This window comes from Edaphobacter sp. FHG110511_03 (assembly GCF_059115365.1).
The window spans coordinates 340,424-355,937 of record NZ_JBZYWL010000001.1 but is presented as its reverse complement, the minus strand read 5'-3'; the positions used below and the strand labels follow the sequence as shown (position 1 = coordinate 355,937).

At 59.2% G+C, this 15,514-nt stretch carries 12 protein-coding genes; 7 read left to right on the top strand and 5 right to left on the bottom strand.

Translation table 11 applies throughout. The annotated features are described in order from the left end of the window. Window positions 1-194 precede the first annotated feature (194 nt). A complete protein-coding gene (locus AC5S26_RS01310) occupies window positions 195-842 on the top strand; it encodes a hypothetical protein (protein ID WP_494184592.1) in 648 nt (215 codons plus the stop codon). A 27-nt stretch (window positions 843-869) separates the two neighbouring features. Here AC5S26_RS01310 and AC5S26_RS01305 read toward each other — a convergent pair whose 3' ends face one another. Then, window positions 870-2,108: a hypothetical protein gene (locus AC5S26_RS01305; protein ID WP_494183037.1), complete on the bottom strand. Its 1,239-nt coding sequence runs from the start codon at window positions 2,106-2,108 to the stop codon at window positions 870-872. Between the two features lie 427 nt (window positions 2,109-2,535). Here AC5S26_RS01305 and AC5S26_RS01300 point away from each other — a divergent pair, with 427 nt between their 5' ends. From AC5S26_RS01300 to AC5S26_RS01290, 3 genes are all read left to right on the top strand, one after another. Further along, on the top strand, window positions 2,536-5,778 hold the full coding sequence (locus AC5S26_RS01300; RefSeq protein WP_494183036.1) for a TonB-dependent receptor: 3,243 nt from the start codon (window positions 2,536-2,538) through the stop codon (window positions 5,776-5,778). Window positions 5,779-5,891: 113 nt separating this feature from the next. Next, complete coding sequence (locus tag AC5S26_RS01295; protein ID WP_494183035.1) at window positions 5,892-7,433, top strand: M20/M25/M40 family metallo-hydrolase; 1,542 nt, start codon at window positions 5,892-5,894, stop codon at window positions 7,431-7,433. A gap of 163 nt (window positions 7,434-7,596) precedes the next feature. Further along, the gene (locus AC5S26_RS01290) at window positions 7,597-8,628 is read left to right on the top strand and encodes a hypothetical protein (protein WP_494183034.1); all 1,032 of its coding nucleotides are present in this window, start codon (window positions 7,597-7,599) and stop codon (window positions 8,626-8,628) included. Between the two features lie 16 nt (window positions 8,629-8,644). On the opposite strand, the gene amaB is transcribed toward AC5S26_RS01290, so the two are convergent. Together amaB and AC5S26_RS01280 are read right to left on the bottom strand one after the other, a co-directional pair. Continuing rightward, window positions 8,645-10,153: an L-piperidine-6-carboxylate dehydrogenase gene (gene amaB, locus AC5S26_RS01285; RefSeq protein ID WP_494183033.1), complete on the bottom strand. Its 1,509-nt coding sequence runs from the start codon at window positions 10,151-10,153 to the stop codon at window positions 8,645-8,647. 61 nt (window positions 10,154-10,214) lie between these two features. After that, the gene (locus AC5S26_RS01280) at window positions 10,215-10,895 is read right to left on the bottom strand and encodes an NAD-dependent epimerase/dehydratase family protein (protein WP_494183032.1); all 681 of its coding nucleotides are present in this window, start codon (window positions 10,893-10,895) and stop codon (window positions 10,215-10,217) included. A gap of 144 nt (window positions 10,896-11,039) precedes the next feature. Between AC5S26_RS01280 and frr the strand changes: the two genes are divergently transcribed. Continuing rightward, window positions 11,040-11,624: a ribosome recycling factor gene (gene frr / locus AC5S26_RS01275; protein WP_494183031.1), complete on the top strand. Its 585-nt coding sequence runs from the start codon at window positions 11,040-11,042 to the stop codon at window positions 11,622-11,624. Between the two features lie 99 nt (window positions 11,625-11,723). Beyond that, window positions 11,724-12,128, top strand: coding sequence for a PilZ domain-containing protein (locus AC5S26_RS01270; protein WP_494183030.1), 405 nt, complete (start codon window positions 11,724-11,726; stop codon window positions 12,126-12,128). A gap of 12 nt (window positions 12,129-12,140) precedes the next feature. Here the strand turns inward: AC5S26_RS01270 and AC5S26_RS01265 are convergent, their stop codons facing one another. Together AC5S26_RS01265 and AC5S26_RS01260 are read right to left on the bottom strand one after the other, a co-directional pair. Beyond that, entirely contained in the window at window positions 12,141-12,605 is a 465-nt protein-coding gene (locus AC5S26_RS01265; RefSeq protein ID WP_494183029.1) for a YybH family protein, read from the bottom strand. A 47-nt stretch (window positions 12,606-12,652) separates the two neighbouring features. Further along, window positions 12,653-13,270, bottom strand: coding sequence for a TMEM175 family protein (locus AC5S26_RS01260; protein WP_494183028.1), 618 nt, complete (start codon window positions 13,268-13,270; stop codon window positions 12,653-12,655). Window positions 13,271-13,323: 53 nt separating this feature from the next. Here AC5S26_RS01260 and AC5S26_RS01255 point away from each other — a divergent pair, with 53 nt between their 5' ends. Next, window positions 13,324-15,450, top strand: coding sequence for a molybdopterin-containing oxidoreductase family protein (locus AC5S26_RS01255; protein WP_494183027.1), 2,127 nt, complete (start codon window positions 13,324-13,326; stop codon window positions 15,448-15,450). The last annotated feature ends 64 nt before the right edge of the window (window positions 15,451-15,514 follow it).

Sequence of the window (15,514 nt, the reverse complement as noted above, 5' to 3'; positions counted from 1 at the left end):
AATTATTCGAATCAAGGCATTTTTGCTGTGGAAATACGCGTGTTCTGTGGAAGATGTGGAAATGATTCTTCGCCGGATAGCGGATGCACCTTCTTCGATGCAAGGCGGCTTGAGATAGTCCTTCGCGCGAGTGCATAAAACTCCTGCATACGCTCTGCTACGCTAATCACCAATCTTTTTGACGAGGTCCATTGGTGCTCGACGTACATCCTCCTCATTCCGCGATGCACGGCATCCGCGACTTCCTGCTCCATCTCTTCACGATCACCGTTGGCCTGCTTATCGCTCTTGGGCTTGAGGGCTGCGTCGAGCGAGCGCATTACCGCCATCTTGTGCACGAGGCCGAAGCCAGTCTGCGCACTGAGATTCAGGACAACTCCAAAGCGATGGCGAACGCCCTCGCCGAACTGCACAAGCAGCAGGCAGCGCTCGAAAACGATGTCAGGGTTCTCAAATACATCATCCAGAATCACAAGTCCCCGAAGGACTCCAATATGGAGATCACCTTTAGCGTCCACGGTCTGAACGATGCTGCCTGGAAGACTGCCCAGACCACCACGGCGTTCTCCTACATGCCCTATCCCGAGGTGCAGGAGTACGCGGATATCTACGCGACCCAGGACAAGTTCGACGCCGCTGAAGTGCAGGCCGTTCGCGATGCGAGCGTCAGCCTCGGGTCCTTCCTTTCCAGCAAAAAGGGTGATCCCGATCCCACCAGCGCCGAGGCTACATCTATCAAGGAGAAGATCGAGACCCTTGGCGGGCAGCTCTTCTACGTTGAGTCGCTTATGAAGTCGCTCGATGCAGAGTACAAAAAATTTCTCTCTGCTCACCCAGCCTGATAGCCCACGAAGTGTCGTCCTGAGCTTTCAGTATCGAAGCTCACCGATGAACACGGAGTAGGGCGCCAGCGTCATCCCGTCCAGATGCATTGCTCCCATGCCGGTATCGGACCGCAGCAGAGTGCGCAGGAAGCTTCCTCTCAGATGCAGCCGCTGCATATCTGCTTTGAGCGAGACGGTCACGGGCTGCGCGGACAGGTTCTCGATCACCACGACTGCAGGTGTGGCCAGCGTAGCTGTCGATGGTTTGCGAACCCAGGCGAGGACGTTCTGGTCGTCGTGATTGAGCACGGAGATCGCGCCCAGGTTTATGGTGCGATTGCTGTGACTCAGCGCGCTGAGCTGTCGATACCAGTTCAACAGCGAAGAAGGGCTCGCGTTTCCGGCAGCGACGCTTCCCGCAGGCGCCTGCTCGCCTTTGCCGGGTGTGGCGAAGGAGAGCTCGCCGACACCATCTACCAGGCCAAGCTCCTGGCCGGCGTAGAGCATGGTCGCGGCGCGCGTGGTCATCAGCATCGCCGCAATGGATTTTGCGATCTCGACATCATGCGTGCCGTCTCCGTAACGGCTCATGCTGCGCTTCAGAGTGGGACCATCCGACAGCAACAGCGGAACGCTCTTTCCTGCATCGGCCAGTTGCTGCGCAGTCTCTAGAGCAGGACGAATCGCCGCTGGGGCCAGCTTCTCCTGAGTTCCGGGGCTGGGATCGGCGACGAGCTGGGGAGCATCCGCGCCGCTTGCTGCATCGAGCTCGCCGATCACGATGCGCTGGCCGGCGAAGCTTCCGGCGGATTTGCGCAGCTCGCCGAGCTGGGCAGAGTTTGCCTTCGCGGCATAGAAGCCGGCGACTCCGTGGACCAGCCAAAGTCGCGCCAGCGCTCCTAGATCGGCGGAGGTTCCATCGAGCTCCACCAGAACGCGGATGTTGTCCTGGCTCGCTCGACGCACGATCTCTTCCACGTCGTCGATCGTTCCGATGGAAGGGTCGAGGGGCTGCTTTGCATCTCCTCCCAGGGAGGTCAGCAGCAGGGCATCGACGCCGAGCGAGTGAATGTAGTCGAGATGCTCCGCCATGCCGTGCAGTCCACCGAAGCTGTGAGGATCGGCCCGATAGATCACCGCGTGCTTCCACCACGGAGCGGCGTTCATGCCCGATCCGGCCCATCCGGGCCGCGCGAGCATCTGCGCATGGGTTACGGGAACGAGGGCGAAGGAGATTGCGAGGATAGCGGATCGCAGCTGAAGAGAAGGGAAGGAAATCGGCATATTCGAAGATCGCGGACCCGGGATTTCTGAGCCGGCTTACCTGTCGATGCTAAATGCCTGGGATCAGGGAGAGGAAACGCCGGGCGATTCTGCCTGTGCCGGGTAACCTTCTAAACCTATTGGACTCCGTACTTACATCTACATTGGCGATTAATCCGCATCAATTCAGGGCGAAAGGGGTATTCGTGAAGGTGCGGCTGGCCACGTTTCTTATCATGGTTTGCCATAGAGAAACCTTGTCAACCGGGACTTTTAAAGTTAGTTTAATAAACATCCACATGAAAAACGGCCCGGTACCTGTGCATCCGCGACGATGTACTAAGTAGTTCTCCCCTCGATTGGGAACCGTGTGTCTATCTATCGTTGAGACCCTGCGTCCCCCGTTTCATTTTTCCCAGATAAACGTGTTTATTAGGAGAGCCCTACCATGAAGTCGCTCCAGAGGTACATCTATCTCTTTCTCCTGGTGCTTGTGTCTACGATGACACCGCTCCTGACCGCTCAGACCTTCCGCGGTGGAATTGCCGGAACCGTGCAGGATTCCAGTGGCGCTGCGATTCCCAGTGCCAGGGTCTCCCTTACCGGAACCGAAACCGGTTTCAAGCGCGAGATGATCACAACCAGCTCCGGAGACTACAGCTTCCAGGACCTTCCGCTTGGCGACTATAGCGTGGAAGTGACCTCCACAGGTTTCTCCTCGCACAAGGTGGACCATATCGCAGTTCGTCCCGGTCAGGTCTATGCGCTCGAGATCAAGATGGGTGTAGCGTCGACGGCCGAGCAGGTTGAAGTGAACGCCGATGCGGTTGCAGTCGACACGCTTTCTACGACGAATACATCTGTTGTTCCGGAGAAGGCAGTTACCAATATTCCGCTGAATGGCCGCGACTTTACGCAGCTGATCAAGATCACGCCCGGCGTCAACGGCGCCGGTTCGGTGAACGGAGCCCGCACCAACCAGAACAACTGGCAGATCGATGGCGTCGATAACAACGACATCTTCCACAACTCGCAGGGAGCCAATCAGGGCGGCGTCTCGGGCGTGGCCGGTGTAACGCTGCCGATCGAAGCGATCGATCAGTTCTCCGTGCAGTCGCAGGGCAACGCCGAGGTGGGACGCAACGGCGGCGGCCTGATCAACATGGTGGTCAAGAGCGGCACCAACAGCTTCCATGGCAGTGCGTACTACTACTTCCGCAACGAGTTCTTTGCTTCGAAGAGCGCCTTCCTTGCGCCCACGGCCCGCACACCGAAGATTCGCAACAACCAGTGGGGCGCCTCGGTTGGCGGTCCGATCAAGCGCGACAAGCTGTTCATGTTTTTGAACTACGAGCACCAGAAGTACATCATCGGCGCGCAGTCGGCAGCGACCGAGCCGACCGATCAGTGGGTGAACAAAGCTACGACGCTGCTTCGCGCACACAATGTCCCGGTCAGCCAGACGTCGATGAACCTGCTGACGGCACTATGGCCTTACGGCAACAAGCCAGGATCTGCGACGCCGAACAATATCCTCGATACTCGTCCGCAGAACGGCTATAGCGACAACGTTGTGGGCAAGATCGATTGGAACATCAACTCCAAGCAGACGCTTTCGGCGCGCGCCTTTATCGGCTCGGGCCGCCAGCTGGGCAACGCGGGCACGAACATTTATGAGTACTACCAGCTTGCGCCGACCCACGTGCACAACTACGCCGTAACCCACAACTGGATGATCAACAACCACCTGTCGAATCAGGCGCTGGCCGGTGTGAACTACTTCGGACAGACCTTCAACGACAACGTTCACAACCAGAACATCCCCGCGCTCGGATTGAATACGGGTGTCACCTCGCCCAGTCTGTTCGGAGCTCCGACGATTACCATGACTCCGTTCGATCAGGTCGGCGTTACTCCTCCTCTTGGCCGGCAGGACTATACCGGTCACCTCACCGATACGGCGACCTACGTTTACGGAAAGCATCAGTTCCGTTTCGGTGGCGAGTTCCGCCGGAACTACATGAACCTGCTTTATCAGCGCAACATCCGCGGATCGTTCACCTTCAATGGACAATCCTCGTCTCTCCTTCCCGCAACCGGGACCGGTCCGACTTCCTACGTGAATGACGCCTCGCAGGAGTCCAGCCCAACCGACTTGTCCGTTCGTACGCTGGCTGACTTCCTGGCCGGTTATTCGTCCGCGGGTAGCATCGCGCGCGGCCAGCTGCAGCGTGACCTGTACGTCAATCAATGGGATATCTTCGCGCAGGATCAGTACCAGGTCAGCAATACCCTGACGCTGAACTATGGCATTCGCTGGGACTACTCCGGCCCGGTGTATTCAACCAATGGAACTCTGTCGAACTTCAATCCGAACTCTCCGACGGGGTACGCCGTTGTGGGTACTGATGTCGACACGCTCTATCCGCGCCGATACACCAACGTCTCGCCACGCTTGGGCTTCAGCGAGAAGGTTACGGACAAGCTGGTAGTTCGCGGAACCTATGGATTGTTCTTTGACCTGCCGAATCTGAACGGCTTCTTCGACAATCGCCCTGGTAACGGCGCCTCAGCCGGTGTTCAGGCGAATGATGCCGGACCGAACCCGGTCTTCACGGTGTCGAAGTCGGCTCCGTATGCAATTGTGACCAATCAGGATCCTCTTCCTTCGTCTCCGACATCCGGTGCGACCTTCGGTGTCTCGACGGTCTCTTCCAACTTCAAGAACGCGTATCTCCAGAACTTCAATCTCAACACGGAGTATCAGCTGAGCCGCAACACAATTGTTCAGATTGGCTATGTCGGTTCGGTGAGCCGTCATCTCTTCAATCTGCGCGACATCAACCAGGCCGCGCCGAATGCAACCGGCTCCACGCAGCAGAGTACCCGTCCTTACAACGCGCAGTTCCCGACGTTCGCGGCGATCAATCAGTATGAATCGAGCGCCGGAGCGAACTACAATTCGCTGCAGGCGATGGTTCGTACCAGCGGCTTCCACGGGCTCACGGCACAGGGTTCTTACACCTACGGCCACGCGCTCGACAACGTCTCCGGAACCCGCGGCTTTGCTCCGCAGGATTCGCGAAACCTGGCTGCAGAGTACGGCAATGCCGACTTCGACAACCGGCATACGTTCAATGGCTACATCGTGTACGAGATCCCGAGCTTCGGCACTCGCTTCAAGCGGTTGACGGAAGGTTGGGAGGCCAATAGCTTCATGACCTTCTATACCGGCAAGCCGATCAACGTCAAAACGAGTGCCAACAACTCAGGTGTAGGAGAGTTCCAGGATCGCGCGACGATGGTTGGCAATCCTAAGAACGTGAGCCGTTCTTTCCAGCGCAACTCCAGCGGCACAGGTTTTGTGCAATGGTTCGCAACGTCAGCCTATGCCCTGCCTGCCAAGGGAACCTTCAGCCCGACGCAGCGTAACTCGGTCTATGGCCCTGGCTTTGGAACCGTCGATGCCTCGCTGATCAAGAACACCACGCTGCATGAGAATCTGAAGCTTCAGCTCCGTGCGGAGATGTTCAACATCTTCAACCGTCTGAATCTGGCGAATTCCAGCGGCAGCTTTGGTACCGCGAACTTCGGCCGTTCAACCACTACCGTGGGCGACAATGCTGGAGCTCCGGGACTGGGTTCGGGCGAGCCGTTCAACGTGCAGTTCGCGGCGAAGATCCTCTTCTAAGCCTCGAATGAATCGCAACTCCTAAGACGCAGGCTGAGAGCGGACTCCGTTCTCAGCCTGTATTTTTGTTACGACTGTTCCGAACCGTTCTGAAGAAACAGGAGAGTTTTTCGATGAAGTGTTTTGTTTTGTTTGTAACGGGAGCTGCGTTGCTGTCCGCGCAGATGAGCCTTGCACAGATGGGAGCTCCCGGTGAGCGTCCTGTCGCGATGTCCGCGGTTCCAGGACCGCTAGCCGCGAAGTACAAGACGGATGCCGACAAGATTCTTCAGGCCGCCATGGCTGACGATGAGGGATACGCCCATCTCGCTTATCTCACCGATCACATCGGCAAACGCCTGAGCGGAAGCCCGCAGCTCAACACCGCAGTCGAGTGGGGAGCCGAGCTGATGAAGAAGGCCGGTCTGCAGAATGTGCAGATTCAGCCGGTGATGGTTCCGCACTGGGTGCGCGGGAATGAATCCGCGACGATTACCTACAAGGGCGAGGCAGGGACGATCACCAAGCCGCTGCACATGCTCGGCCTTGGCATGAGCGTGGGCACGCCGAAAGGGGGCATCACCGCTCCCGTTGTTTTCGTGCATGACTTCGCGGAGTTGGATGCGCTCTCGAACGACCAGGTCAAAGGAAAGATCGTCGTCTTCAACCCCGGCTGGCACGGCTATGGCGTCGGCTCGATGTATCGCACCGGCAGTCAGGGGCGCGCGGCAGCCAAGGGAGCGGCGGCAGTGCTGGTGCGTTCGGCCACCGGGCTTGCGATGCAGATTCCTCACACCGGGACGCTACGCTACGACGAGAAGCAGACGAAGATTCCCTCCGCGGCTATCAGTGTTGAAGATGCTCTGCTGATCGAGCGGCTGGCGAAGGAAGGCCCGGTGCAGGTGCACCTGGAGATGGACGCGCATACGGAACCTGAGGTGAAGGCCGGAAACGTCATCGGCGAGATCGTCGGTTCCGAGCATCCGGAGCAGGTCGTCGTTCTTGGCGGACATATCGACTCATGGGATGTCGGGCAAGGCGCGCAGGACGATGGCTCGGGCATCATGGCCACCTTCGAAGCTGTCTCGCTGATTCACAAGCTCGGCTTGAAGCCGAAGCGCACCATCCGCATCGTCTTCTGGGTGAATGAGGAGAATGGCGGAGCGGGTGGACGGGCTTACCGGCAGTGGATCGGCGATAAGATCGGCGATCAGGTCGCGGCCATCGAGATGGACGGCGGCGCAGAGAAGCCGCTCGGCATCGGCTATGGGGGATTCGGTGGTGCTCGGCGTCCCGCACCTCCTGCTGTGGGAGCGGCTACGCCGCCTCCCGCTCGGCCTGCCTTCGATGAGAGCTCGCTGTCGGACGAGGAGAAGCAGTCCTTCGTCTGCCTGCGCGATATCGCCTCGCTGCTGGGTTCCATCGAGACCGATACAGTGTCGCCCGGCGGTGGAGGCTCCGACATTGGGCCGATCGTTGCCGAGGGCGTGCCTGCGCTCAGCCCGCGAACGGTGGGCGAACACTACTTCGACTGGCACCACACCGAGGCCGACACGCTGGATAAGGTCGATCCCGACTCGTTCAAGCGCAATACTGCCATGCTCTCCGTCGTCGCCTACGTGCTGGGGGATATGGATGGAAAACTCGCTGGCCGCAAGGGCGTTGCGCGCGAGTAAGCGGCTGTTCTTGTACTTGTCGTGCGGCTATCCTCCCGGGGTAGCCGCTTTTTTTTCGGGCCTCGATACGTAATCGCTCGGATGGGGATGACGCTGTTACCTGAGCGTGCTGGGGTTGCAGTAGAGTAATCGTGACCTCTATTCTTCGCGCGGGAGCGGGTATTTGATTACGACCATCGTAGGGTTTGCGATCAGCATGGCGTTTCTCTTTCTGATGTTGAGCGCGGCGTGCTCCGCGATCCTTGAGATCGTGGCCAACTTATTTCGGTGGCGTGCGACTACGCTGGAGCGAGGGTTGGGAGGTCTGCTGATGAGCGCGGACTTCAAGGAAGAGGTTTACAAGCAGCCCCTTATCCAGGGACTTTGCAGCCCTGGACCGCGCGGACAGTTCACCGAACGGCCATCGTATATTCCCGCAACGACTCTGGCTCTGGCCATCCTGCAGACGGCCGATGACCAGGGAATGAAGTTCGATGGGTCAGCCTCGGCGAAGCCGCAGGCGAACAATTTCGAGAAGACCGAAAAACTTCTGGCATCGCTTCTGCGCGATTGCAGGGATGCGGGCGAGCAGCGCAGACGTTTGGAGAACTGGTTCAACGAGTCGATGGAGCGCGTCTCCGGCTGGTACAAACGCAAGTCGCATGCGTGGATCTGGATCCTGGGCGCGATCCTCTGCCTGTTGCTCAACGCCGATGCGATCTCGCTAAGCAAGCGCTTCTGGAACGATCAGACGTTGCGCGACGCCATCGCCGCCGAGGCGACAGACTATGTGAAATCGACTCCGCGGGATCAGGCCGTCGGCGATGACAAGGCCGAGCTCGATCAGTCTCTCCGCCGCATGAATCTGCTTCGCGAACATCTCCCTGGAGTACCGCTGGGTTGGTGTTTCATCGACGCGAAGGCTACGTTAAAGCCCGGCGAGAAAACTGCGGTACAGGCCGACGGATTCAAGGCGAACTGCTGGCCCGATCTCGTGCACCCCACATCTTCGTTCTCGCAGGTCTCGCTTGCTGGCACCGATCCCCGTCTCGTCGATATCGGCGACTGGAGCTGGTGGCTCTGGAAGATCGCCGGAATCGCAGCGACAGTCCTTGCGATCTCGCAGGGAGCGCCGTTCTGGTTCGATCTTCTGCAAAAGGTAGTCAACCTGCGGCTGGCAGGCGGTTCGCCTTCTACGACGGAGACGAAGAAGTAGATCGAGGCTCGTCCCTTTAGTCGATATCGAAGACTACGCCTTGCGCGAGGGGAAGGTCGCTTCCGTAGTTGATGGTGTTGGTGGAGCGCCGCATGTACTGCTTCCACGCATCGGAGCCGGACTCTCGGCCGCCACCGGTCTCTTTCTCGCCGCCGAAGGCTCCTCCGATCTCCGCGCCGGAGGTTCCGATATTGACATTCGCGATGCCGCAGTCGGAACCGGTGACGGAGAGGAATCGTTCCGCCTCGCGCACATCGGTCGTGAAGATGGAAGAGGACAGGCCCTGCGGAACATCGTTGTGCAGGGCAATTGCTTCTTCAAGTTCCCGATAACGAAGCGCGTACAAAATCGGAGCGAAGGTTTCGGTGCGTACGATGTCGTCCTGCGTCTTCATCTCAACCAGCGCGGGCTGTACATAGAAGGCATCGGTCCAGCCTGAAAGTTCGACACGCTCGCCTCCGTGAATTTTTGCGCCGGAGGAGCGTGCAGCGTCGAGTGTCTTCTGCATGCATTCATAGGCGCGACGGTCGATCAACGGTCCGACCAGCGTGCCGGGCTCGCGCGGGTCACCAATTCTTACGGAGGCGAAGACCTTGCGGAGGCGCGAGAGGAGTGCATCGTAGATCGATTCATGGACGATCAGCCGACGCAGCGTCGTGCATCGTTGTCCTGCCGTTCCCATCGCCGAAAACGCGATGGCTCGCAGGGACAGGTCGAGATCGGCGGAGGGACAGACAATCGCCGCGTTGTTACCTCCAAGCTCCAGAATTGCGCGGGCAAAACGCTGGGCGAGGCGTGGTCCTACCGCGCGTCCCATGGCGGTTGATCCCGTGGCCGAGACCAGCGGCACCAGAGGAGAATCGACCAGGGCCTGTCCAACCGCTGCGTCTCCGACCAGCAACGTCGAAAGGTTCGCGGGAATGCCGCCCATCTTGGTAGCGGCTCGCTCGAAGAGCGCCTGCGTAGCCAAAGCGGTAAGCGGCGTCTTCTCCGACGGCTTCCACACGACCGAGTTGCCGCAGACCAGCGCGAGCGCGGCATTCCAGCTCCAAACGGCGACGGGGAAATTAAATGCCGAGATCACACCCGTCACGCCGAGCGGATGCCAGCTCTCCATCATGCGGTGATGCGGTCGCTCCGAAGGAAGGGTTAGTCCCGCAAGCTGACGCGAAAGCCCGGCGGCAAAGGTGCAGATATCGATCATCTCCTGCACCTCCCCGATTCCCTCGGAGAGAATCTTTCCCGCCTCGAGGGTTACGAGCCGTCCAAGGGTCTCGCGTTCGGCGCGAAGCTCTTCGCCGAGCTGCCGTACCAGCTCTCCACGGCGAGGCGCGGGCACGCTGCGCCATTCCAGAAAGGCCTGGTGCGCGGTTGCAATTGCCTTTGACGGATCCTCAATGACTCGAACGTTCGCGATGAGCTCTCCGGTGATGGGTGAGGTAACGGAGAGCGAGCCTCCTGTGAAGGCTTCGACGGGAACATCCAGAGCAGCGAGCAGTTTGTGGACTTCCTGCTGAATCGTCATAGGTGCGGCTAGCCTAGAGCTTCGAGGATCGCTCTGGCAACCGCCGATCGCCGGGCCAGTGCTAGACGGCTCGCGCCAGGGCGTGAATGTCGCTTATCTCCAACACCGATTTGGGATATCCCCTGAGCGCGCTGTTGATCATCGACAGGCCCACCTCGCGCATGGTGCTTACGTGGTTCGGGAACAAGGCATGCAGGATGGGATAGAGCCCACCGATCGCCCTGTAGTAACCCTTGACGTTCTTCTGGCCTGGCGTCGGTTTCATAAACCCGGGGCGGAAGTTGTAAACCTTCCTGAAGCCGCATCTCATAAGGGCATTTTCCGCGTTGCCCTTCACGCGGGCCCACATAATGCGCCCTTTTTCCGAGCTGTCGGTATGGCTACCGGATACATGGCCGAAGATCATCTGCGGGCTGAGCTTTACCAGCGTGTCGGCGAAGTGGAGGGGAATGTCGTAGGTGATGCGGGTGTACTCCGCCTCGCTCATGCCGCTGGAGCTGATTCCAGCGCAGTAAAAACAGGCATCGTAGCCGGCCAGTTGATCGACAACTCCTTCCAACTGGAGGAAGTCAGGCACAATGCACTCCTTCAGTTTGGAATGCTTTACGGGCGATGGCCTGCGGCTTACGCTAAGAACCTGCTCGATCGCCGGGTGCTCCAGGCATTCCAGCAGGACGCCTTCGCCCACCATGCCGGTGGCGCCGGTAAGGATGACCCTGATCTTTCTATCGTCGATAGCCATCGTCGCTCCTCATTCTTTCACGGCCGGGCAAATCCCGAATTTCCTCGAAGAAGACCGTCGCGCGACTTTTGAACAATCTTCGGCCTTCAGCAGTTTTCCGATAGAATTTTCGTTGGCGCAACAGCGCATGAGGGCAGAAGCGTTATGGCATCGGCGATGGCAGGCATTGAAGCTTTAAAAGGAACCCACCAGGAGTTGAAGTCCAGAATGGAAAAGTCGGTGGAGGACTTTCGTGGGCATCTGAGCTCGACCCGTACAGGCCGCGCAAACGTCCACATGCTCGACCAGGTGAAGGTGGATTATTACGGGACCGACACACCAGTCTCCCAGCTGGGCCAGATCAGCACGCCTGAGCCTACGCTGATCCTGGTGCAGCCCTACGACAAGGCGATGGTCTCGGCCATCGAGAAGGCCATCCGCACCTCGAGCATCGGTCTTAACCCGATGACGGATGGAACCGTGGTGCGCGTCCCCGTGCCTCCCATGACCGAAGAGCGTCGCCGCGATGTGGTCAAGCAACTGAACAAGACCCTGGAAGACCACAAGACCGCGATCAGGAACATTCGCCGCGACGGCAACGATCAGATCAAGAAGGCCGCGAAGGACAAGCTGATCTCCGCCGACGACGAGAAACGCGCCAACGAAGAGGTACAGCAGCTTACCGACGCCGAGATCAAGCGGATCGAGGAGCTCTTCAAGTCCAAAGAAAAAGAAGTCATGACCGTCTGAGCTGCGATAAGAAGCTCAAGATCTGTGGAGGGGCCGCCGATAAATCTATTTGGCGGCCCTTTTTCTTCGTAAATGGAGGTCCGCGGCCGAAGGGGAGACGTGAGCGACCTCAGACAGCATTCACACGGTTTCGAATCCGAAGTTCGCGGGCACGGAAGCATCCCTTCAGCGGAACGTCGAGGCCACGAGCGTTTTCTTGTCGAGGGCGATGCCGAAGTTCTGGTCGCGGAAGGATCGCAGCTGTTTCGCGGCAGAGTTCAGGATATTAGTCTCTCAGGCTGCTTCATCGAGACCCGAGCGCGTCTTCGTTCGGTGATCGGTGCCCCGGTCGAGATGGTCTTTCGCGCCAATGGAGTGATGCTGCGCCTCTCGGCGAATGTGCGCACGGTACGTTTTGGCGTGGGGGCCGGCTTTCTCTTTGAGGAGCTCAGCCCGCACATGCGTCAGGAACTTGAAAGGCTTATCGAAACTTTAAAGAGATCCCCATCCGGATCAGGCCAGTGATGCGCAGTTTTATCAGCCCGTCGTGTGGTCGACGATGATCTTCCAACCCTTGTCTGTCTTCTCCAGCACCAGCGAGAAGATTCCCTCGGCGTTGCCGCCGTCTTTTTTGCCGCGCTCGAGGTTGTACCGTCCTATGACGACAGCGAAACGTTCGTCGAGGGGGTGGACCTCGAGCCCGGAGTAGGCCAGGGTTCCCATCGCCGCCCGGTTCGGATAGTTGTGGCGGTAAGCGTCCAGCAAGCCGGCAAAGCCCCGGTTGACTGTATTCGTAATAAATAGCGTATCGGGTGAATCCTTATAAGACTGAGCAAAGGCTTCAAGGTTGCCGCGGTTCCACGCCTCTTCCTGCGCCAGCAGGACCTTGATGACATCGAGCTGCTGTTGCGGAACGGTCGTCAGGGGCTGCTGCGATCGCGCAGGCATCGCGATCAGCAAAGCGGCGAGCAGGGCAGATGCGAAGCGGAGACGAAGCAGCACAGGATCACCTCAAAGGGAGAAGTCGGTTCAACTTTAGCAAACCATCCTCAAAAACCGTGTGGCTCGGAGGGGTCTTCCGGGAGATAACGGTCCGTCCGTACTGTCGGAATGATCCAAACGAGCGCGACTGCGGTGATCGCTCCGAGAGCAATATGCGAGTGAAAGTGCGCCAGTGGAATGGCCGCGACGTAAAGCGCGAGACTTAAAATGTGTTTGCGCTGTGTCGCCGTGTCCTCGGGGCTCAGCTCGTCTGCCTGCTGCAGCAGCCTGCCGATGGCCAACCTGAGCAGGAAGAAGCAGAATCCCGTAAAGATCATCGCGGACGCATAGAGCGCGACCGAGAAGGAGTCCGCGTGTTTTTCGATGACATAAGAGGTGAAAAAGGGAAGCAAGGAAATGGAGAAGAGAAAGCTCAGGTTGGCATAGAGCACTCTGTGGTTGCTACGCTCCACCCGCCGGATCAGGAAGTGATGATTGACCCAGTAGATCGCGGTGAGCGTAAACGAGAGCAGGTAGACGAACAGGATGGGCGCGATCGATAGCAGCCCGGGGAGTCCATCTTCGTGCGGCACCTTCAACTCGAGCACCATGATGGTGATGATGACGGCCAGAACACCGTCGGAGAAGGCCTCTAGGCGGGTTGTAGGAAACAGTTTTTCTGGCATGGGCGTGTGACGAAGCGCACTGCAGCGAATCCTGGCAAGCATAGAATAGACGTATGGTTGAGAATCCTGCTACCCGCGTGGTTCATGCAGTCTGTTCGCACGACTGTCCTGATTCCTGCGGGGTCCTGGTGACGGTCGATGAACTCTCCGGACGAGCCATTAAAATGCAGGGCGATCCTTCTCACCCGGTCACGCGCGGATTCCTGTGCGGCAAAGTTGCGAAGTATCTGGATCGTGTCTACTCCCCGGACCGCCTCTTGTACCCCATGCGCCGCCGGGCCGGGATCCCAAAGGGGCAGTTGCCACAGGGGCGCGAGACGGAGGCTTTCGAGCGAATCACTTGGGACGAAGCCCTCGACGAGATTGCCTCTCGGTTGAAGTCCATCGCCGCAGACCACGGACCGGAGAGCATTCTTCCGTATAGCTATGCCGGGACGATCGGCCAGCTTGGATATGGCTCGATGGATCGCCGGTTCTTTCATCGGCTCGGAGCCTCGCAGCTCGACCGGACGATCTGCTCTACAGCCGGGGGCGTCGCTCTTTCCAGCGTCTACGGCGTGCGGCTGGGCACGGCGCCCGAGGATTTCGTCCATGCAGGGCTCATTCTTGCGTGGGGCGCGAACATTCACGGCAACAATATTCACCTGTGGCCCTTCATTGAAGAGGCCCGGCGCCACGGTGCTCGTCTTGTCGTCATCGATCCCTACAAGACCCGCACGGCGGCTCTTGCCGACGAGCATCTCGCCATCTATCCCGGCACCGATGCCGCGCTGGCCCTGGGGCTGATCCATGTCATCCTGCGCGACGGCCTAGAAGATCGCGACTACGTGGGACGTTGCACGCATGGCTTCGACGAGCTGAAGGTGCATGCTCTCCGGCCTGAGTATGCGCCCGACGCGGTTTCCAGGGTTACCGGCATCGATGCGGCGACGATTGAGCGACTGGCGCGCAGCTATGCGACTGCGGGACGAAGAGGGAGCAGGCCCGCAGCCATCCGGCTGAACTATGGGATTCAGCGCAGCGAAAATGGCGGCACGGCTGTACGTGCGGTCGCCATGCTCCCCCTGCTCACAGGTGCATGGCAGCATGTCGGAGGCGGATTGCAGCTTTCCACCTCAGGCACCTTCCCATTCCAGTCGGAGGCGCTGCAGATGCCGGAGCTGATGCGGGCGAGTCCGCTGGGACGCCCTGCGCGCGTCGTCAATATGAGCCTGCTGGGCGAGGCTCTGACCGCAGCGGATGCTGGGGTAGGCGGGCCGCCGGTGAAAGCCCTCTTCGTCTATAACTCCAATCCTGGTGCCATCGCTCCGAATCAGAACGATGTTCTCGAAGGTATGCGGCGCGAGGATCTGTTCACCGTAGTGCATGAGCAGTTCTTCACCGATACCTGCGACTATGCGGATATCGTGCTTCCGGCCCCAAGTTTTCTCGAGACCAAAGACGTGCAGGGAGCCTATGGCCACCACTTCGTGCAGATCTCGCAACAGGCGATCGCTCCCCTGGGCGAGGCGCGGAACAACGTCCGGCTCTTTGGGGAGCTGGGCCGAAAGATGGGCTTCCCTGAAGCCTGCTTCGACGATCGCGAAGACGAGTTGATCGATCAGGCTCTGGCAACGGACGATCCCCGCTTTCAGGGCATCACGCGCGAGCGCCTGGAACACGAGGGCCATATTCGCATCGTGATGCCGACGAACAGCGAAGGCGCGGTGCTCCCGTTCTCGACGCCGGAGTGGTTCCGCACCTCCTCCGGGCGCGGCGAGCTCACGCCGGTACCTGTGTTTCAGGCGCCCCAGGAATCGCGCGCCCACGCAAGCGAGTATCCGCTGGAGTTCCTTCCCCGCAAGGCGGACAACTACATGAACTCAACCTTCGCCAATATTCCTGTCCACCAGCGCATGGAGGCGAAGACTGCGGGCCTGCTGGAGATGCATGCCACCGATGCGACTCCGCGCGGCATCGTGAATGGCGATGAGGTCGAGGTCTTCAATGCGCGTGGAAGCGTGAAGTTGCGCGCCCACGTGAATGGCCATGTCGGCGCGGGCGTAGTCGCAGCACGGCTGGAGTGGAACAAGCTGAGTCGTGATGGCGGCAATATCAATGCGCTCACCAGCGAGCGCCTTACCGACATCGGCGGTGGGCCGACCTTCTATTCCACGCTGGTCGAGGTTCGCAAGATTTAGACCGCTGTTTGAGCTCGGAAGACATTTCGAAGCGATCCCTCGATCTCTGCATTCCATCGTCATA